Origin of the sequence: Ferrovibrio sp. (genome assembly GCF_046297595.1) — a bacterium.
Taxonomy (GTDB): domain Bacteria; phylum Pseudomonadota; class Alphaproteobacteria; order Ferrovibrionales; family Ferrovibrionaceae; genus Ferrovibrio.
Genome location: NZ_JBKBHT010000003.1, coordinates 354120 through 373048, shown reverse-complemented (window position 1 = coordinate 373048; position 18929 = coordinate 354120). Strand labels below are relative to the sequence as shown.

The following is an 18929-nucleotide window of genomic DNA, read 5'->3' as shown; positions in this document are numbered from 1 at the left end:
CCGGAGAAATATCACGCAGCAAAGCTGCGCAGGGCATAGTCTACCAGAGTCTGCACCGTTTCCGACAGGGCGCACTGCGTGGTGTCGAGTGTCAACTGTGGTGTCCGTGGCGCCTCATAAGGCGCCGAGATGCCCGTGAAACCGGCAATTTCTCCGGCACGGGCGCGCTTATACAAGCCCTTGGGGTCGCGCGCCTCGCAGGTCGCAAGATCGGCCTGCACAAAAATTTCGTGGAAGTTCTCGCCAATGATCGTACGCGCATGATCGCGCTGCTGTTGTAGCGGGCTGATGGCGGAAACCAGCACGATCAGGCCGGCATCGCTCATCAGCTTCGCCACTTCGGCGATACGACGGATATTCTCCGCACGGTCGGCATCCGAGAATCCCAGGTCGCGATTCAGGCCATGGCGCAGGTTGTCGCCATCCAGCACCGTTACCTGGCGGTCGCGCGCGAACAATGCCGCCTGCGCCGCCATTGCCAGAGTCGACTTACCAGCGCCCGACAAACCGGTCAGCCACAGCACCCCGCCACGATGACCATTTACGGCGGCGCGGTCCTGTCCGGTAACACTCGAATCCACGGCCACGGTGGCCGGGGTGGCCTGCTGCAATACGTCCTCGATCACCAGACCGCCGGCGATCTGCGGCCCGCGGATCAGCACGCCGCGTCCGGTACGCGGCAGCGCATCGTAGAGATCCAGCGCCAGCGGCCGGCGGCAGCGCAGGATCGCGCGGGCCACGCCGTTGCGTTCGATCTGCGCAGCATCGGCACTGCTTAAGGATTCCACGTCCAGCGCCTCGGTGATCGCCTCGATCTCGACCTCGCGTTCGGTGGTGCCGATTTTCAGCGTCAGGCGGTCGCCGGGTTTCAGCGGTGCCTTGTCCAGCCAGAACAGCCGCACGGCAATGCGACTGGCCTCGCGTGGGGCCTGGTCCGGGTGGCTGGCCAAGACGCCACGTTCGACGAACACATCCTCGTCCAGCGTGAAGGCGACGCTGTCGTCGGCGATGGCCTCCTCGCGCGGCTGGTGATGACTGGCATTGCCGCGCCAGCTTTCCAGGCTGGCTACCACGGCCTCGCGACCCAGCGGCGCAAAACGGATGCGCTCGCCCACCTTCAGGCGGCCGCTTTCGATGCGGCCCACCACCACGCGGCGGTCGTCCAGGCGGTAAAGATCCTGGATCGGCAGACGCAGCGGCTGTTCCACCGGCACGGCCCGTGCGCCAAAGGCATCCAGCGCACCGATCAGGGTCGGACCGCGATACCAGCCGGTCTGCGCGCTGTGCGTGGCGATGTTGTCGCCGGTGCGCGCCGAAACCGGCACCAGGGCGGCGACCTCGATGCCGATATCGGCCAGGTAGTTGCGCACGGATTCGGCCACGGCCTGGAACCGGGCTTCGTCATGGTCGATCAGGTCGATCTTGTTGATCGCCACCGCCACCTGACGGATGCCCAGCAAATGCAGCAAATAGGCATGGCGCCGCGTCTGTTCGGCCAGGCCCTGGGCGGCATCCACCACCAGGATGGCGGCATCGGCCTGGGCCGCGCCGGTCACCATGTTCTTCAGGAATTCCTTATGGCCGGGCGCGTCGATGATCACATAGCGGCGGCGCTGGGTGGTGAACCAGATCTGTGTGGTGTCCACCGTGATGCCCTGGTCGCGTTCCACTTGCAGTGCGTCGAGCAGGAACGACCATTCGAAATCCAGGCCGCGTTTTTCCGACACGGCCTTCAGCTGTTCCAGTTTGCCGGCGGGCAGTGAATCCGTGTCGTGCAGCAGGCGGCCGACAAGGGTGGATTTGCCGTGGTCGACATGGCCGACGATCACGATGGGGAAGGCGCGGCCCTTCTGCAGGCCGGCCGCCTTCGGGTGGATGGCGAGATCGATAACGCTCATGGCGCGGTCCTTACATATAGCCGGCGACGCGCAGCCGCTCGAAGGCATCTTCCGAATCGTGATCCATGGCTCGACCGGCGCGTTCCGGTTCGCGCGTTACTTCCAGCTCGGCGATGATCTGCTCGATATTGGCGGCGCGGCTGTCGATCGGGAAGGTGATGCCGATCTCGCCCAGGGAGCGGAAGCGCTTGCCTTCATCATTGGCGAAATACAGCGGTACCACCGGAATCTCTTCGCGCTGGATGTAGCGCCAGATGTCCAGCTCGGTCCAATGCAGCAGGGGATGGATGCGCATATGCACGCCCTCGGGCAACTCGGACGCGAAATGGTCCCACAATTCGGGCGGCTGGTCGCGGAAGTCCCAGGCGCCGTCATCGCCACGCGGGCTGAACACGCGTTCTTTGGCGCGCGTGGCCTGTTCGTCGCGCCGGATGCCGGCGATCACGCCCTTCCACTGGTATTTGGCGATGGCCTCTTTCAGGCCCAGCGTCTTGCGCGCGGCGATGCGCGAGTTATGCGGCAGGGTGGGGTCGGTGGCTTCCAGCGGCGGGCAGGAATCCTTGATCAGTTCCAGCCCCCATTCCCGGGCATAGCGGTCGCGGAAGGCATAGGTCTCGGGGAATTCCAGCCCGGTATCCAGATGCGCCACCGGAAACGGCACGCGGCCCAGGAAGGCCTTCTTGGCCAGCCAGATCATCACATTGGAATCCTTGCCCAGCGACCACAGCATGGCCAATGGGCGGATGCGGCTGTAGGCCTCGCGCAGGATGTAGATGCTCTGGGCTTCGAGTTGGTCGAGATCGTCGTGCATGACTGTCACTTCAGGGAGGAATAAGGGCGGTTATGGATGCCGCATTCGGTTTTTTCGCTGTCGCGCCAGCGGCCGGCACGGGTATCCTCGCCGGCCTGCACCGGCTGGGTGCAAGGCGCGCAGCCGATGGAGGGATAGCCCTGCGCCACCAGCGGATGGCGCGGCAGGTCGTGGTGGATGAAATAGGCCTCGATCTCGGCCGGGCCCCAGTCGGCCAGCGGATTGAATTTCAGCCGCGCACCATCAGCTTCCACCAGCGGGATGGCGCTGCGGGTCGCGGCCTGGAAACGCTTCCGGCCGTTGATCGAGGCGGCGAAAGGCTTCAGTCCGCGTTCCAGCGGCTCCACCTTGCGGATGCGGCAGCAGGCATCGGCATCGCGGAACCACAGCGTGCCGCCTTCGTCGTTGGCGGCCAGCGCCCTGGGATCGGGCCGCAGGTTGCGCAGATTGGTCAGACCCAGTTTGTCGATGAGCAGGTCGCGATAGGCCAGCGTCTCGTCGAACAGCTTGCCGGTTTCCAGGAACAGCACCGGCGTGCTGCGGTCTACCTGCGCCACCAGATGCAGCAGCACGGCCGCTTCGGCGCCGAAGGACGAAACCAGCGCGATCTGGCCGGGGAACAGCTCGGCGATGGCAATGCGCAGGATGTCTTCGGCCGGTTTACCCTGCAGTCGCGCATCCAGCGACCGGGCGTAATCGTCGATATCCAGAGAAGCGAAGGCAAGCGCGCTCATTCGGCGGCCTCCTGCCGGCGTACCGTGGCCAGTCGCAGTTTCAATGCGCTGGTTCGGCCATCGCCCGTAGGCTGGTAGACATGGCTGAAACTGCGCATCGCGGCGGCAAAGGCCTCGGCGGCGTCTTCGCGGGCGATCTCGAAGGTATCGAAGCCGCTGCGCTGCATGTGCCAGAGCTGGTCCTGCAGCACATGGCCGGTGGCGCGCAGTTCGCCCGCGAAACCGAAGCGTTCGCGCAAAAGGCGCGCCTGGCTGTAGGCGCGGCCGTCGCTGAATTTGGGGAATTCCAGCACGATCAGGCCGAAGCGGCCGGCTTCGGGACCGAATTCCAGCACGTCCACAGTGTTGGGCAGGCGGATGCCCAGCGGCGCATTGCGTCCGGCCAGAGCTTCCTTTTCGGCCTGCCAGCGTGCGTAAGAAACCAGCGCCGGCCTGTCTTCGGGCAGTGGCGCGTCGTCGGCGACGCTCACCCAGGCATCCTCGCCGATCAGGCGTCCGTCCTTAAGCAGCGGCATAGACGGCCTCCTTGAACGGCTGCAGGCCGACACGGCGGTAGGTATCGAGGAAACGCTCGTCGCTGCTTTTGCGCAGATGCAGATAGGTCTCCACCAGCGCGTCGATGGCATCCACGGTCTGGGTCGTGTTCAGCGCGGGCCCGAGGATGTCGCCCAGCGCCGCATCCTGGTCGGCCGAGCCGCCGAGCGTGAGCTGGTAGAATTCCTCGCCGTTCTTGTCGACACCGAGGATGCCGATATGGCCCACATGATGGTGCCCGCAGGCATTGATGCAGCCCGAGATCTTGATCTTCAGTTCGCCTATGTCATGCGCACGCTCCCAGTTTTTGAAACGCAGGGCGATCTGCTGGGCGATCGGGATCGAACGGGCATTAGCCAGGGCGCAGTAATCCAGGCCTGGGCAGGCGATGATGTCGGAAGCCAGGCCCACATTCGGCGTGGCCAGGCCCCAGGCCTTCAGGGCCTTGAACAGGGCCGGCAGGTCGGCCTGTTTCACATGCGGCAGAACCAGGTTCTGCTCATGCGTCACGCGAATTTCGCCGAAGGAATAGCGGTCGGCCAGGTCGGCCACAGCCAGCATCTGCTCGGCCTTCATGTCGCCCGGCGGTTCGCCCTCTTTTTTCAGCGAGATGGTGACGATGCTGTAGCCCGGCTGCTTGTGCTTGAAGGTGTTGCGCCGGGCCCAGAGGCCAAACTCGAAATCGGTGCGGAAGGCGGCGGCATAATCTGGCGCCACGCCGCCCGGCAGGCTCTCGAAGGCCGGCGGGGCGAAATGCGTCGCGATCTGGTCGATGGCGTCCTGCGGCAGCTGCAGGGCGCCGTCGCGGATCGCCTGCCACTCGGCTTCCACCTTCTCGCGCATGGTCTCGATGCCGATCTCGTGCACCAGGATCTTGATGCGCGCCTTGTAGATGTTGTCGCGCCGGCCGAACTGGTTGTAGACGCGCAGGATGGCTTCCAGGTAGCTCAGCAGATGCAGTCTGGGCAGGAAATCGCGGATCGTCTTGCCGATGAAGGGTGTGCGGCCCAGGCCGCCACCCACGATCACCTCGAAGCCGGTCTCGCCTTCGGCATTCCTGTGCATGCGCAGCCCGATATCATGCACCCGCACGGCGGCACGATCATTCGGCGAGCCGGTGACGGCGATCTTGAACTTGCGCGGCAGGAAGCTGAATTCGGGATGGAAGGTCGACCATTGCCGGATGATCTCGCACCACAGGCGCGGATCCTCGATCTCGTCATGGGCGGCGCCGGCGAACTGGTCGGTGGTGGTGTTGCGGATGCAGTTCCCGCTGGTCTGGATCGCATGCATCTGCACTTTCGCCAAGTCGGCCAACGCATCGGCGGCGTCTTCCAGCCGGATCCAGTTGTATTGCAGGTTCTGCCGGGTGGTGAAATGGCCCCAGCCGCGATCGTATTTGCAGCCGATCTGCGCCAGCGTGCGCAATTGCTGCGACGACAGCGTGCCATAGGGAATGGCGATGCGCAGCATGTAGGCGTGCAGCTGCAGATACAGGCCATTCTGCAGGCGCAGCGGCTTGAACTCATCCTCGCTGATCGCGCCGCTCAGGCGCCGCGCCACCTGGTCGCGGAACTGCGCCACGCGTTCGTCCACAAGGGTCTGATCGATCTGGTCATACTGGTACATGGGGCAAATCCTCAGGCTACGCCGCCGGCCGTTTTTCGGTGGTCGGCCCGGCGGCGCGGATGCGTTCGCGGAACTGGATCGGCCATGGTGGTGTCTGGCCGGCATCCACCGGCACCAGATATGGCCCCACCACGATGTTGCGTGCCGCCTGCGCCTCGGCTTCGGCCAGCCAGGCGGCGGCCGCCTCGGCATTCGGCGCCACGAAGGCGGCGGCGATGTCGCGGCTCCAGTCGTTGCGGATGGTCAGGTAGACCACGTCGCCGCTGGTCAGATGATTGGCGGTGACGATATGGGCCTGGTCTTTCAGTTTGGGGGCTTTGGCCATGGATCTGGTCCTTATGCGCGGCGCTGCTGCGGCAGGATGGAATGCTGGACTGCGGCGGCCACCTTGCCGATCACAAGCAATACGGGTCCGTTGCCATGCCGTGCGGCCAGCGCGGGCAGGGCCTGAAGCGGCCCGGCGCTCACCTGCTGGTCGGGCCGCGTGCCGTTTTCGATCAGCGCGACGGGTAGTGTGGGCGACACGCCGGCCTGCAGCAGGCGGTCGCGGATATCCGCCGCCCGGCTCAGGCCCATATAGACCACGACGGTTTCACCCGCGCGGGCGCGCGAGGCCCAGGCGAGGCCGTCCTCGCCGTCTTTCAGGTGGCCGCTCACCAGCGTCACGCCATGGCTCAGGTCGCGATGGGTCAGCGGTATGCCGGCTGCGGCCGCGCAACCTAGCGCCGCCGTGATGCCCGGCACCACCTGCACAGCAATGCCGCGCGCCTGCAGATATTCCATTTCCTCGCCGCCACGGCCGAAGATGAAGGGATCGCCGGCCTTCAGCCGCACCACGCGTTTGCCCTGCGCAGCCAGTTCGGCCATCAGGGCGTTGATGTCGTCTTGACTCAGGCGATGATGACCCTTGCGTTTGCCCACGGCGATGCGCTCGGCGTCGCGGCGTGCGCGGTCCAGGACAGCCGGCGCCACCAGGTCGTCGAACAGCACCACATCGGCCTGGCTCATTGCCTGCTGCGCCTTCAGGGTCAGCAGGTCGGGATCGCCCGGTCCGGCGCCCACCAAAGCCACGCTGCCCTCGATCCCGGCCTGCGGCATGTTGAGCTGGGCCAGCAGGGCGCTGCGCGCGCCGCTCAGGTCGCCGGCCAGCGCCTTTTGCGCAATGGCGCCATCGAACACACGCTCCCAAAAGCGTTTGCGTAGAGCGGGCTCGCCGATCACACGCGCCACGCTGTTGCGGAATTCACCGGCCAGCGCGGCAAGGTCGCCCAGACGCGACGGCAGCAAAGCCTCGATCTGCGCGCGGATGCGGCCCAGCAGCAGCGGCGCGGTGCCGTTGGATGCGATGCCGATGGTGATGTCGCCGCGCTCGACGATGGCGGGCACGAGAAAGTCGGAAAGGTCGGCGCGGTCCACCACGTTCACGAAAACACCGCGTGTGCGCGTCGCCTCGGCCAGGGCGAGGTTCTGCGCCTCATCCTCGGCGGCGCCGATGGCCAGCCGTATCCCATCGAGCAGGGCGGGGGAGAAAGCCATTGCCAGATAACGCACATGGCCAGCGACGACGTGGCCGGCGATCTCGTCATTGATATTGGGCGCTGCCACGGTGACCGCAGCTTCGGCCTTCAGCAGCAGGCGAATCTTGCGCGCGGCATTTTCGCCGCCACCCACTACCAGCACGGGCTGGTCTTTCAGCACGAGGAAACTCGGGAATGTCTGCATGGCGCACCCTCTCCGTGGCGCAGGACCGATGCGGCATGATATTTAACAGTCACATATGAGAGTCAACATAATTATACCTTCATAAGTGATATTATAAATAATCAAACATTATAATAATGTATAATAAGAACACTATTACCTGCTCGGTAATTGTTAAGCTGCTGTTCTGCCTGAAATATCGGGTCACCACTCAAACCCGGAGGTTTCCCATGCTTACCCAACGCAGCCTGCTCCGTTTCGATGCCGCCCTGTGTTTCACCTGCGGCCTGCCCGGCCTGCTGGCCGCCGGCTGGACGGCGAAATTCCTTTTGCCGGCCCAGGCTGGCCTGTTCGGTCTGCCCATGGCCGGAGTGATGCTCGGCCTGGGCATCGCGCTGGCCGCCTATGCCGCCCTGCTGCTGGTCATGTCGGGCCGGCCGCAGCTGCCGCGCGCTTTCGTGGCCTTCACCGTGCTGGCTGATGGCCTGTGGGTGCTCGGCACGCTGGCCCTGCTGGCCGCCTTCGGCGGCGTGTTCAGCCTGTGGGGCAGTGTCGCCCTGCTGGCGGTTGCGGTCGATACGGCGCTGATCGGCTGGCTCAAGGCCCGTACCCTGCGCGGTACCGGCAGGCTGGCTGCCGCCTGAGGCAGAGCAATGGCGGGGGCGGGCGTTCATGCTGGACGCCCGCCATCCTGCCACGCATAACCGCTTCAGGGAGATCATTGCCATGGCCAGCCTGCACGGCGAAATGCCGATCCGTTCCAGCGCGACCGAAACGCCCGGCTTCGGCACGTTGATGCGGCAATGGCGCCGCCGCCGCGGCTTCAGCCAGCTGGAACTGGCCGAACTGGGCCGCGTGTCGCAGCGCCATGTCAGTTTCCTCGAATCCGGCCGTGCCCGGCCGAGCCGGCAGATGGTGCTGCATTTGAGCGAACTGCTCGACATGCCCTTGCGCGAACGCAACCGCCTGCTGCATGCCGCCGGCTTTGCCGCGGCCTATCGCGAAAGCCGGCTCGATGCGCCGCAACTGGCCGAGGCGCGCCACGCGTTGGATCTGCTGCTGCGCCAGCAGGAGCCCTTTCCCGCCGTGGTCGTCGATGCCGCCTGGAATGTGCAGCTGGCCAATGCCGCCGCCCAGCGCATGGTGGCTTTCCTGCTCGGCGCCGCGCCCGATCCGGCGCAGCCGCTGAACATGATGAAGCTGCCGCTGCACCCCAAAGCCGCCCGGCCTTACATGCTGCGCTGGCCCGAGGTCGCCTCGGCCTTGCTGCATCGTTTGCAGCGCGAGGCGATGGACAGTCCCGCCGCTGCCGCCGTGCTGGCGGAAGTGCGCGGCTATCCCGATGTGGATGCGCTGTGGCGCAAGGTGGACTGGGACAGCGAGCCGGCGCCCCTGCTGGGCTTCAGTGTGGAGAAGGATGGCCTGCGGCTCGACATGGTCACCCTGATCGCCACCTTCGGCACACCGCAGGATGTCACCCTGCAGGACATGCGGATCGAAAGCTTCCTGCCGGCCAATGCGGCGAGCGAACAGCTTCTGCGCGAATTGGCGAAACAGGCGGGCGATTGACGCGGATCAAGCCTGGCGGCGCGGTTTGCGCTAGGATCGCGGCAGCTTCAGTCCAGGAGATGCCGCATGAAAGCCGCCGATATCATGACCAGTCCGGTCTACACCGTTGCCCAGGATGCCAAGGTGGCCGAGGCGGTGCGCCTGATGCTGCAGAAGCATGTCAGCGGCCTGCCGGTGGTGGATGCGGCCGGCAAACTGGTCGGCATGGTCACCGAGGGCGATTTCCTGCGCCGCAGCGAGATCGGCACCGCAAAGCGCCGCGCCCGCTGGCTGGAGATGCTGCTGGGTCCCGGCGCCCAGGCCGAGACTTACACCCACAGCCATGGCCGCCGCGTGGACGAGGTCATGACGCGCGAACCGGTCGCCATTGCCGAAGACACGCCGACCACTGAGATCGTGCGGCTGATGGAAAAACATCGCGTGAAACGCCTGCCGGTGGTGCGTGACGGCAAACCCGTCGGCATCGTCAGCCGCGCCAACCTGCTGCATCTGTTCGCCGGCGCGCTGGCAGACGTGAAACCGGTGGCGGCCAGCGACGCGGCGATCCGCGAGCATATCCTGGCCGAGATGAAGGCTCAGTCCTGGGCGCCGACCGGCAGCACCAATATCATCGTGCGCGACGGCGTGGTGCAGCTCTGGGGCACCATCTTCGACGAACGTGAACGCCAGGCCCTCAAGGTGCTGGCCGAGGGCGCGCCCGGCGCCAAGGGCGTCGAGGATCACCTGATCTGGCTGGAGCCGATGTCGGGCCTCTACCTCGAACCGCCCAAGGTCTGAGTTTTAAGCCTTCGCCCCGTTTTAAGCCTTCACGGCGTCCGGGCCGATCTTCCAGCGCGGCGTGGCCAGCATCACGATGTCGCCGGCGGCGTCGCGCAGTTCCACGCGGCCCGACAGGCTCTGCGGCTGCGACCAGTCCAGCGGCGCCACCTCGCATTGCGCCGTCACCGCGCCGCGTGCCTTCTTGACGAATTCGGTGTCGAAACCGGTGACGATCCAGCGCGCACCCTTTGCCGGCTGGCGGCTCATGATGGCGAGGTTGGCGGTCAGTTCGGCCAGGTTGGTCAGGGCCACGGCATGGATCGAGCGCAGATGGTTGCGCACGGCACGACGGTCGGCCATCTGCGCTTGCGCGCGGCCAGGCACCAGGCTCAGCACGCGGGCATTGATGCTGGCCGCATAGGGCACGGTCAGGCCGATCAGACGGCTGAACAGCCAGTTACCGAAAGGCAGGCGCGAAACACGCTGCCATTGCTGCAGGATCGCGGGTTCGTTGCGGGACATGTCAGCTCTTCCTTGTTTTGCGGGCGGGGGTGGGGGCGGCGATGGCGTCCCAGATCGTGTCGGCCAGTTGTTTTGCTGCCAGATCGGGCCGGATGCTGGCCTTGCCGGCGCGATGGCTGCGCAGCCAGGCCTGCACCGGACCGACGATCAGGCTGATCAGCACATCGGGTGCAATCGGCTTCAGGATGCCGGTCTCCACCGCGGGGCGGAACAGCAGCATCAGTGGACGCAGGAAATCGGCGGTGCCGCGCTGCAGTTTGGCTTCCGCCACGGTGACGGCGCGATGGTAGCGATGCTCGGCCAGGAACCGTGCGGCATCGGGATGTCGTATCGACCAGGCGATATGGGTTTTCACGAAAGCGTCGAGGAAGGCGCGCGGCGTATCGTGCCGGGACAATTCCGCCATCAGCGCCACGCGATAACGCTCCAGCAGATCTTCATATAACGCGGTGACCAAACCCTCGCGGCTGCCGAAATGGTGATACAGGCTGCCGATCGAGACCTCGGCGGCGTCGCGCACCTGTTCGATGGTGGTGGATTCCACACCCTGTGCGTCGAACAGCGCCAGGGCTGCAATCAACGCTCGCTCGCGCGTGCCGGCTTTCGCGGTGTAATCCGGGATGGTGGGTTTGCGGGCGGCTCTGGTCATGGTCGGGTTATAACAGTGTTAGAATAAAATTCTAGAAAAATATTCTAATCGATCCAATCGGCACAATTTTGCCGACCCTATCCCCTTGGCGGCCGCTGCGGAAAGGCGCAGTCTTAAGCCAGACCCATCTGGGGAGAGAGAAACGCCATGATCCAAGACTTCGTCCGCCGACTCGGCATAGACCATCCCTTGCTGCTGGCCCCGATGGCCGGCGAAACCGCAAAACCGGCACTGGCCATCGCCGTCTCCAATGCCGGCGCGCTGGGTGCGCTGGGCGGGGCCTATATGGCGCCGCAGGCCCTGCGCGATGCGATCCGCGCCATCCGCGCCGGCACGCAGCGGCCCTTCCACATCAACCTGTTCTCACCGCAGCCCTGGAGCGCCGATCAAACCAAGATGGCGGCCTATCGCGCGGAGCTGGGCAAGGCGCATGCCGAGCTTGGCCTCGGCGCACCCGATCTGCCGAACACGTATCAGGAATCCTTCGAGGCTCAGTTCGCGGTGGTGCTGGAGGAAGCGCCGCCGGTCTTCAGCACCACCTTCGGCACGCTGACGCCCGATCAGGTGGCGGCGCTGAAAGCCCGCAACATCCTGGTGATCGGCACGGCCACCACGGTGGCCGAGGCGCGTATGCAGGAAGCGGCCGGGGTCGATGCCATCCTGGCGCAGGGCGCCGAGGCGGGCGGCCATCGCGGCAGTTTCCTAGACAGCGTGGAACACAGCCTGGTCGGCACCATGGCGCTGGTCCCGCAGATCGTATCCGCAGTGAAGCTGCCGGTGATCGCCGCTGGCGGCATCGGCGACGGGCGCGGCATCGCCGCCGCACTCTGCCTGGGCGCTTCGGCCGTGGCCATGGGCACCAGCTTCCTGCTGGCCGAGGAAATGGCGCTGTCGCCCGGCTACAAGGCCCTGCTGCAAAGCGAGCGTGCGGAAAGCACGGCGCTCACACGGGTCTTTTCCGGCCGCCATGCCCGTGGCATCCGTAATGCCTTTCTCGACCGCATGGCCGGCCGCGACGACATCATCCCCGATTTCCCGGTCGCCAATGCCATGAGCAAGGCCATGCGCGGCGCGGCCTCGAAATCCGGCCAAACCGACTACCAGTCGCTCTGGGCCGGACAGGCGGCGCGGCTGGCCCGGCCGGAGCCGGCGGCGGCCATCGTCGCCCGCCTGCTGGCCGAGGCACGGCAGGCGCTGCAGACCCGGTTCTGAACCGTCTCCCGGCCCTTGTCATTGGGGCCGGGGCCTTTAGAGTCTGCCGGTCTTAAATCGAGCATCGGGCTTAGCAACATACAGGCTGCCGGCCGCCATACAGACAAGGCCGCCGGAACCTGTCCTGGGGAGTGAGTCATGGCGAAGGAACTGCATCATTTCATCGGCGGCAAGAAGGTGGCGGGCAAGTCGGGCCGCTTCCTTGACGTCTATAATCCCAGCACCGGCGAGGTCGGCGCCAAGGCACCGCTGGCCACCAAGGCCGAGGTCGAGGCCGCCATCGCCGACAGCCAGCGCGCCTTCGCCGAATGGAGCGCCACCTCGCCGCTGGTGCGCGCCCGCGTGATGTTCAAGTTCAAGGAGCTGTGCGAAAAGCATGCCGACGAGCTGGCCCTGCTGATTGCCAATGAGCATGGCAAGGTCGTCTCGGATGCCAAGGGTTCGCTGCAGCGTGGCCTGGAAGTGGTGGAATTCGCCTGCGGCATCCCGCATCTGCTGAAGGGCGAGTATTCCGACAGCGTGGCGCGCGGCATCGACGTCTATTCGATGCGCCAGGCGCTCGGCGTCGTCACCGGCATCACCCCGTTCAACTTCCCGGCCATGGTGCCGATGTGGATGTTTGCCATTGCGATTGCCGCCGGCAACACCTTTGTGCTCAAGCCCAGCGAAAAGGACCCCTCCTGCCCGCTGCGCCTGGCCGAACTGATGCTGGAAGCCGGCGCACCGGCCGGCGTGCTGAACTGCGTGATCGGCGACAAGGAAGCGGTGGATACGCTGCTCACCGATCCGCGCATCCAAGCGGTCAGCTTCGTGGGCTCGACCCCGATCGCGCAGTATGTCTATTCGACGGCGGCGGCACATGGCAAACGCGTGCAGGCCATGGGCGGCGCCAAGAACCACATGATCATCATGCCGGATGCCGACATGGACCAGGCCGTGGATGCCCTGATCGGCGCCGGTTACGGCTCGGCGGGCGAGCGCTGCATGGCGGTGTCGGTCGCCGTGCCGGTGGGCAAGGGCACGGCCGATCGTCTGGTCGAGGCGCTGGCGCCGCGTGTGCGGGCGCTGAAGGTCGGTCCCAGCACCGACAAGGATTCCGAAATGGGTCCGCTGGTCACCAAGGAGCACCTTGCCAAAGTGAAGGGCTATGTCGATGCCGGTGTGGCCGAGGGCGCCAAGCTGGTGGTGGATGGTCGCGGCCTGAAGCTGCAGGGCTACGAAGGCGGCTATTTCATGGGCGGCTGCCTGTTCGACAATGTCACGCCGGACATGCGCGTCTATAAGGAAGAGATCTTCGGCCCAGTGCTGTCGGTCGTGCGCACCGAAAGCTTCGAGGAAGCAGCCAAGCTGCCCACCGAGCATGAATTCGGCAACGGCGTGGCGATCTTCACTCGCGACGGCGATGCCGCCCGCGACTTCGCCGCGAAGGTGCAGGTCGGCATGGTCGGCATCAATGTGCCGATCCCGGTGCCGCTCGCCTTCCACACCTTCGGCGGCTGGAAGAAATCGGCCTTCGGCGACACCAATCAGCATGGCCCGGAAGGCGTGAAATTCTACACCAAGATCAAGACGGTGACGGCGCGCTGGCCGACCGGCATCCGTTCGGGTGCCGAGTTCAACATCCCGACCATGAAGTAAGATAAGTAATGTCAAAACTGGGCGGGCGGCAGATGACTCTGCCGCCCGTTTTGTTTTAAAGAAACCTCATGTCCATCCTCGAAGCCTACCGCGCCAAGCTCGCCGCCCGGGAAATCGCCGAAGACCCGGCGCAGGAACTGGCGGTGGAGAAGCTGGAACTGCTCAGCCACCGGCTGCAGCATTACCGGCCGGGCGAAGATAGCTGGCTGCAGAAGCTCAGTTTCGGCCGCAAGCGCGAGGCGGCGCCGCAGGGCCTGTATATCTACGGCGATGTCGGGCGCGGCAAGTCCATGCTGATGGACCTGTTCTTCGGCGCGGCACCGGTGGAAAAAAAACGCCGCGTGCATTTCCATGCCTTCATGCAGGAGGTGCATGCCGAAATCTTCCGCTATCGCCAGCTACCAGATGACGATGCCGAGAAAAAGAAAGGCGGCGACGACCCGATCCGGCCGCTGGCCAAGAAGATCGCCGAGGCGAGCTGGCTGCTCTGCTTCGACGAGTTGCAGGTGACCGACGTGGCCGATGCCATGATCCTCGGTCGCCTGTTCGAGAAACTGTTCGAACGCGGCGTGGTGGTGATCGCCACCTCGAACCGCGCACCCGAAGACCTGTACCAGGGCGGGCTGAACCGCCAGCTGTTCCTGCCCTTCATTGCCCTGTTCAAGGAAAAACTCGACGTGCTGCATCTGGCGGCCCAGCGCGACTATCGGCTGCAGCGCCTGAGTCGCGAGAAGGTCTGGTTCAGTCCCTTGAGCGCCAAATCGACGCTGGCGCTGGACCGCGCCTGGGGCCTGCTGACCGACGAAGCCGAAGGCAGGCCGATGGACCTGGAGCTGCTGGGCCGCAAGCTGCATGTGCCCGAACAGGCGCGCGGCGTGGCGCGCTTCACCTTCGGCGATCTCTGCGAGGCCAATCTGGGTCCGGCCGATTTCCTCGCTATCGCGCGCGCCTTCCACACCGTGATGATCGACGGCATCCCCACGCTCAGCCCGGCGCGGCGCAACGAGGCCAAGCGCTTCGTCACGCTGGTCGATACGCTGTATGAGGCGAAGGTGAAGCTGATGGCCACGGCCGAGGCGCCGCCCGAGACGCTGTATCCCGAAGGCGACGGCGCGTTTGAATTCCAGCGCTGCGTGTCGCGGCTGAACGAGATGCAGAGCGAAGATTACCGCGCGCTGGCGCACGCGGCGCAATAATCGTCAGTTCGGCAGCAGCAGGTCGCGGGCGCGGTCCAGCCGCGCGTTGGTGAATTGCGCGCCGGTCAGCACCGCGCCGTCGAAGCGGCCATCGGTGAGGTCGGCGCCGGTCAGGTCGGCGCCCGACAGGTTGGCCTCGCGCATATCCACGCCCACCAGGCTGGCACCGCTTAAGTTAGAAGCCACCAGCAGGGCTTTCTTCAGCTTGGCCGCGCTCAGGTTGGTGCGTGCGGTGCGGCTGTTCGGCGTATCCTCGCGGATCGCCGCCAGATTGGCACCCGACAGGTCGGCGCCATCCAGGATGGCGCGCGTCAGGCTGGTGCCGCGCAGGTTCGCTTTGGTCAGGATCGCGCCGCGCAGGTCGGCAAAGTTCAGCCGCGCCAGCGCCAGATTGGCCTGGGTCAGGCGCGCATTGGCGAAGCAGGCGCGTTCCAGCAGCGCGCCCATCAGGTTGATGCCCTGCAGGTCGCGGCCGGAGAAATCGAAATCGCTCAGGTCGGCGCGCAGGCCCTGGCGGCCTTCCGAATGCACCCAGAGTTCGTGTTGGCGCAGCACCTCGCTCAGGTCGTCCAGGGTATGGCGCGAGGCACCGGCGAAAATCGCGGCCGACAATTCGGGCAGGGTGCGGCTGGCGGCATCGACGATGGCGCCGCGCAGGTCGGCGCCGGCAAAGTTGGCGCCGCCGAAATTGGCGCCGGTCAGCGTTGCGCCCGACAGGTTGGCACCGGAGAAATCGGAATGCTGCAGGTCGGCGGACCCGAGCCGGGCCGACATCATCTGCGCCTTGCGCAGGTCGGCGCGGGCCAGGTTGCTGTCGTCCAGGTTGGCGTCGGCGAAATCGGCATGCAGGGCGAAAGCGCGCGACAGCTGGGCGCCCGAAAGATCGGCGCGCTGCGCCGAGGCGCCCGAAAGGTCGATGGCCCGCTTGGCCGGGCCGCTGTCGCTGATCTTGCCCTCCGAATCGTAGACCGGGGCCAGGGCCTCGACGCCGTTCGACTCGGCCATGTTGGCATCGTTCAGGCCGGCGGCGCGCAGGCAGGCGCCGCGCAGGTCGGCCCAGCGCAGGTCGGCGCCGTCCAGCGTGGCGTTACGGAAATCCGAACCGCCGCATTTCGACATGGAGAGCCTGGCGCCGTCGAGACGGGCGCGGTGCAGCCGCGTGCCGGTCAGGTTGGCCAGCGTGAGATTGGCGCCGGTCAGGTCGGCGTCGGACAGGTCGGTATAGGAGAGGTCGGCCGGCTTGGCGTCGGTCTTGCCGGCCAGATGGGCCTCATGCTCGCGCAAAACGTCGCGCAGCTTTTCCGCGCCAAGCTTGGTCAGGTGCGAGGGGGCCCCGCGGGTAAAATCGCCCATAACGTTCTGCGGCCTTGCTAACGAACGATGCACAGAAAACAGAATCGGCCGCGAGTTTATCCCGGACCGGCCATGCCGATCCAGCCGTTTGCCCCCTGTATTGGTCGTAAGTCTAGCAGCTTAGCCGCGGCGTTCCACCATCAGCTTCTTGATTTCGCCGATCGCCTGGGCCGGGTTGAGGCCCTTGGGGCAGGTCTGCGCACAATTCATGATGGTATGGCAGCGATACAGCCGGAACGGGTCTTCCAGGTTGTCGAGACGCTCGCCGGTCATCTCGTCGCGGCTGTCGGCGATCCAGCGATAGGCCTGCAGCAGGATGGCCGGGCCCAGATAACGGTCGGAATTCCACCAGTAGCTGGGGCAGGAGGTGGAACAGCAGGCGCACAGGATGCACTCATACAGGCCGTCCAGCTTTTTGCGGTCTTCCGCAGATTGCAGACGCTCGCGCGCCGGCGCCGGGCTCTGGGTCTGCATCCACGGCTTGATCGAGGCATATTGCGCGTAGAAGTTGGTGAGGTCGGGCACCAGGTCCTTGATCACCGGCATGTGCGGCAGCGGATAGATCTTCACGTCGCCGTCGATATCCTCGCAGGCCTTGGTGCAGGCCAGCGTGTTGCCGCCGTCGATGTTCATGGCGCAGGAACCGCAGACGCCCTCGCGGCAGGAGCGGCGGAAGGTCAGCGACGGGTCGATCTCGTTCTTGATCTTGATCAGCGCGTCCAGGACCATCGGGCCGCAATCGTTCATGTCGACTTCGTAGGTGTCGACCTGCGGGGTCTTGCCGTCATCCTGGTTCCAGCGATAGACGCGGAAGCGCTTGACCTTGCGCTCCTCGCCCGGCTTGGCCGGCGGCAGGCTCCAGGTCTTGCCTTCGGTGATCTTGGAATTCTTCGGCAGCGCGAACTCGGCCATGGGGAGCGTCCTCGTCTTCTCTTAGTACACGCGCTTCTTGGGCTCGATATACGAGACCTCGTTGGTCAGCGTGTAGGTATGCACCGGGCGGTAGTCGATGGTGATGTCGCCCTTGTCGCCGAGCCAGGTCAGCGTGTGCTTCATCCACTGCGAATCGTCGCGGTCGGGGAAATCCTCGCGGGCATGGGCGCCGCGGCTTTCCTTGCGGTTCTCGGCCGAATGCATGGTCACGACGGCCTGGCGGATCAGGTTGTCGAGTTCCAGCGTCTCGACCAGGTCGGAATTCCAGACCAGCGAGCGGTCGGAAACGCCGATATCCGGCATCATCTTGTAGACGTCGTCGATCAGGCCGACGCCTTCCTTCAGGACCTCGCCGGTGCGGTACACCGCGCAGTTGTTCTGCATGGCGCGCTGCATCTTGTCGCGGATCTTCGCCGTCGCGCTGCCGCCCTTGGCATTGCGGAAACGGTCCAGCCGCGCCAGTGCTTCATCGCCGGCCTTCGGCATGTCCTTGTGCTTGGCGCCCTTGTCGACCACCTGGGCGGCGCGGATGGCGGCGGCGCGGCCGAACACCACCAGGTCGATCAGCGAATTCGAACCCAGGCGGTTGGCGCCGTGCACCGACACGCAGGCGGCTTCGCCCACGGCCATCAGGCCGGGCACCACCTTGTCGGGGTTGCCGTCCTTAAGCGTGACGACTTCGCCATGATAGTTGGTCGGGATGCCGCCCATGTTGTAGTGCACGGTCGGCAGCACCGGGATCGGCTGCTTGGTCACGTCGACGCCGGCGAAAATCTTGGCGCTTTCCGAGATGCCGGGCAGGCGCTCGTGCAGGATCTTCGGGTCCAGGTGATCCAGGTGCAGGAAGATGTGGTCCTTGTTCTTGCCCACGCCGCGGCCTTCGCGGATTTCCATGGTCATGGCGCGGCTCACCACATCGCGCGAGGCCAGGTCCTTGGCCGACGGCGCGTAACGCTCCATGAAGCGCTCGCCTGCGGAATTGACGACATAGCCGCCTTCGCCGCGTGCGCCCTCGGTGATCAGGCAGCCGGCGCCATAGATGCCGGTCGGGTGGAACTGCACGAATTCCATGTCCTGCAGCGGCAGGCCGGCGCGCAGCACCATGCCGCCGCCATCGCCCGTGCAGGTATGGGCCGAGGTGCAGGAGAAATAGGCGCGGCCGTAACCGCCGGTCGCCAGCACCACCATATGGGCGCGGAAGCGGTGGATCGTGCCATCGGCCAGGTTCCAGGCCATCACGCCGCGGCAGGCGCCGTCCTCGTCCATGATCAGGTCGAGGGCGAAATACTCGATGAAGAACTCGGTGTCGAACTTCAGCGACTGCTGATACAGCGTGTGCAGCATCGCATGGCCGGTACGGTCGGCGGCGGCGCAGGTGCGCTGGGCCGGCTCGGCGCCGAAATTCTTGGTCATGCCGCCGAAGGCGCGCTGGTAGATTTTGCCTTCTGCCGTGCGGCTGAACGGCATGCCGAAATGCTCAAGCTCCAGCACGGCCGGCACGGCCTCGCGGCACATGTATTCGATGGCGTCCTGGTCGCCGAGCCAGTCGGACCCCTTGACGGTGTCGTACATGTGCCAGCGCCAGTTATCCTCGCCCATGTTGCCGAGCGAAGCCGAGATGCCGCCCTGCGCCGCCACGGTGTGGCTGCGGGTGGGGAACACCTTCGAGATGCAGGCTGTCTTCAGGCCGGCCGCGGCCATGCCCATGGTGGCGCGCAGGCCGGCGCCGCCGGCGCCGACGACGACGACATCGTAGAAATGATCTTCAACCTGATAGCTGGCGGGCATGGT

Annotated in this window: 18 protein-coding genes; 6 read left to right on the top strand and 12 right to left on the bottom strand. The window is 65.5% G+C overall.

Annotated elements, in window-relative coordinates; all coding sequences use genetic code 11:
- Nucleotides 1-11: 11 nt before the first annotated feature.
- The 7 genes from cysC to cysG are packed head-to-tail and all read right to left on the bottom strand — an operon-like array spanning nt 12 to nt 7328.
- Nucleotides 12-1898 carry an adenylyl-sulfate kinase gene (gene cysC, locus ACK4FJ_RS10725; protein WP_409766228.1) on the bottom strand — a complete coding sequence of 629 codons (1887 nt, stop codon included), beginning with the start codon at nt 1896-1898 and terminating at the stop codon, nt 12-14.
- Between the two features lie 10 nt (nt 1899-1908).
- Nucleotides 1909-2709, bottom strand: a complete 801-nt coding sequence (cysD, locus tag ACK4FJ_RS10720) for a sulfate adenylyltransferase subunit CysD (RefSeq protein WP_409766226.1) — start codon at nt 2707-2709, stop codon at nt 1909-1911.
- A 5-nt stretch (nt 2710-2714) separates the two neighbouring features.
- The gene (locus tag ACK4FJ_RS10715; RefSeq protein WP_409766224.1) at nt 2715-3443 is read right to left on the bottom strand and encodes a phosphoadenylyl-sulfate reductase; all 729 of its coding nucleotides are present in this window, start codon (nt 3441-3443) and stop codon (nt 2715-2717) included.
- Nucleotides 3440-3958, bottom strand: a complete 519-nt coding sequence (locus tag ACK4FJ_RS10710; RefSeq protein WP_409766222.1) for a DUF934 domain-containing protein — start codon at nt 3956-3958, stop codon at nt 3440-3442. The genes ACK4FJ_RS10715 and ACK4FJ_RS10710 overlap by 4 nt, the downstream gene beginning before the upstream one ends.
- Nucleotides 3945-5606 (bottom strand): nitrite/sulfite reductase, encoded by a 1662-nt coding sequence (locus tag ACK4FJ_RS10705; protein ID WP_409766220.1) that lies wholly within the window; start codon nt 5604-5606, stop codon nt 3945-3947. The genes ACK4FJ_RS10710 and ACK4FJ_RS10705 overlap by 14 nt, the downstream gene beginning before the upstream one ends.
- 16 nt (nt 5607-5622) lie before the next feature.
- Nucleotides 5623-5931 (bottom strand): DUF2849 domain-containing protein, encoded by a 309-nt coding sequence (locus ACK4FJ_RS10700; protein WP_409766218.1) that lies wholly within the window; start codon nt 5929-5931, stop codon nt 5623-5625.
- Between the two features lie 11 nt (nt 5932-5942).
- On the bottom strand, nt 5943-7328 hold the full coding sequence (gene cysG, locus ACK4FJ_RS10695) for a siroheme synthase CysG (protein ID WP_409766216.1): 1386 nt from the start codon (nt 7326-7328) through the stop codon (nt 5943-5945).
- 209 nt (nt 7329-7537) lie between these two features.
- Here cysG and ACK4FJ_RS10690 point away from each other — a divergent pair, with 209 nt between their 5' ends.
- The 3 genes from ACK4FJ_RS10690 (at nt 7538) to ACK4FJ_RS10680 (ending at nt 9653) form a co-directional block, all read left to right on the top strand.
- Nucleotides 7538-7951 carry a hypothetical protein gene (locus ACK4FJ_RS10690; protein WP_409766214.1) on the top strand — a complete coding sequence of 138 codons (414 nt, stop codon included), beginning with the start codon at nt 7538-7540 and terminating at the stop codon, nt 7949-7951.
- Between the two features lie 28 nt (nt 7952-7979).
- Nucleotides 7980-8876: a helix-turn-helix domain-containing protein gene (locus tag ACK4FJ_RS10685; protein WP_409766212.1), complete on the top strand. Its 897-nt coding sequence runs from the start codon at nt 7980-7982 to the stop codon at nt 8874-8876.
- Nucleotides 8877-8942: 66 nt separating this feature from the next.
- The gene (locus ACK4FJ_RS10680; RefSeq protein WP_409766210.1) at nt 8943-9653 is read left to right on the top strand and encodes a CBS domain-containing protein; all 711 of its coding nucleotides are present in this window, start codon (nt 8943-8945) and stop codon (nt 9651-9653) included.
- A 21-nt stretch (nt 9654-9674) separates the two neighbouring features.
- Here the strand turns inward: ACK4FJ_RS10680 and ACK4FJ_RS10675 are convergent, their stop codons facing one another.
- Together ACK4FJ_RS10675 and ACK4FJ_RS10670 are read right to left on the bottom strand one after the other, a co-directional pair.
- Nucleotides 9675-10157 (bottom strand): DUF4442 domain-containing protein, encoded by a 483-nt coding sequence (locus ACK4FJ_RS10675; protein ID WP_409766208.1) that lies wholly within the window; start codon nt 10155-10157, stop codon nt 9675-9677.
- A 1-nt stretch (nt 10158) separates the two neighbouring features.
- On the bottom strand, nt 10159-10806 hold the full coding sequence (locus tag ACK4FJ_RS10670) for a TetR/AcrR family transcriptional regulator (protein ID WP_409766206.1): 648 nt from the start codon (nt 10804-10806) through the stop codon (nt 10159-10161).
- A gap of 147 nt (nt 10807-10953) precedes the next feature.
- On the opposite strand from ACK4FJ_RS10670, the gene ACK4FJ_RS10665 reads away from it, so the two are divergent.
- From ACK4FJ_RS10665 to zapE, 3 genes are all read left to right on the top strand, one after another.
- Entirely contained in the window at nt 10954-12018 is a 1065-nt protein-coding gene (locus ACK4FJ_RS10665) for an NAD(P)H-dependent flavin oxidoreductase (protein ID WP_409766204.1), read from the top strand.
- 138 nt (nt 12019-12156) lie between these two features.
- Nucleotides 12157-13656, top strand: coding sequence for a CoA-acylating methylmalonate-semialdehyde dehydrogenase (locus tag ACK4FJ_RS10660; protein WP_409766203.1), 1500 nt, complete (start codon nt 12157-12159; stop codon nt 13654-13656).
- A 68-nt stretch (nt 13657-13724) separates the two neighbouring features.
- Nucleotides 13725-14852 carry a cell division protein ZapE gene (gene zapE / locus ACK4FJ_RS10655; protein ID WP_409766201.1) on the top strand — a complete coding sequence of 376 codons (1128 nt, stop codon included), beginning with the start codon at nt 13725-13727 and terminating at the stop codon, nt 14850-14852.
- Nucleotides 14853-14855: 3 nt separating this feature from the next.
- On the opposite strand, the gene ACK4FJ_RS10650 is transcribed toward zapE, so the two are convergent.
- The 3 genes from ACK4FJ_RS10650 to sdhA form a co-directional block, all read right to left on the bottom strand.
- Complete coding sequence (locus ACK4FJ_RS10650; RefSeq protein WP_409766199.1) at nt 14856-16205, bottom strand: pentapeptide repeat-containing protein; 1350 nt, start codon at nt 16203-16205, stop codon at nt 14856-14858.
- A gap of 120 nt (nt 16206-16325) precedes the next feature.
- Complete coding sequence (locus ACK4FJ_RS10645; protein ID WP_409766197.1) at nt 16326-17117, bottom strand: succinate dehydrogenase iron-sulfur subunit; 792 nt, start codon at nt 17115-17117, stop codon at nt 16326-16328.
- A 21-nt stretch (nt 17118-17138) separates the two neighbouring features.
- Nucleotides 17139-18926 (bottom strand): succinate dehydrogenase flavoprotein subunit, encoded by a 1788-nt coding sequence (gene sdhA / locus ACK4FJ_RS10640; protein WP_409766195.1) that lies wholly within the window; start codon nt 18924-18926, stop codon nt 17139-17141.
- Nucleotides 18927-18929 lie beyond the last annotated feature (3 nt).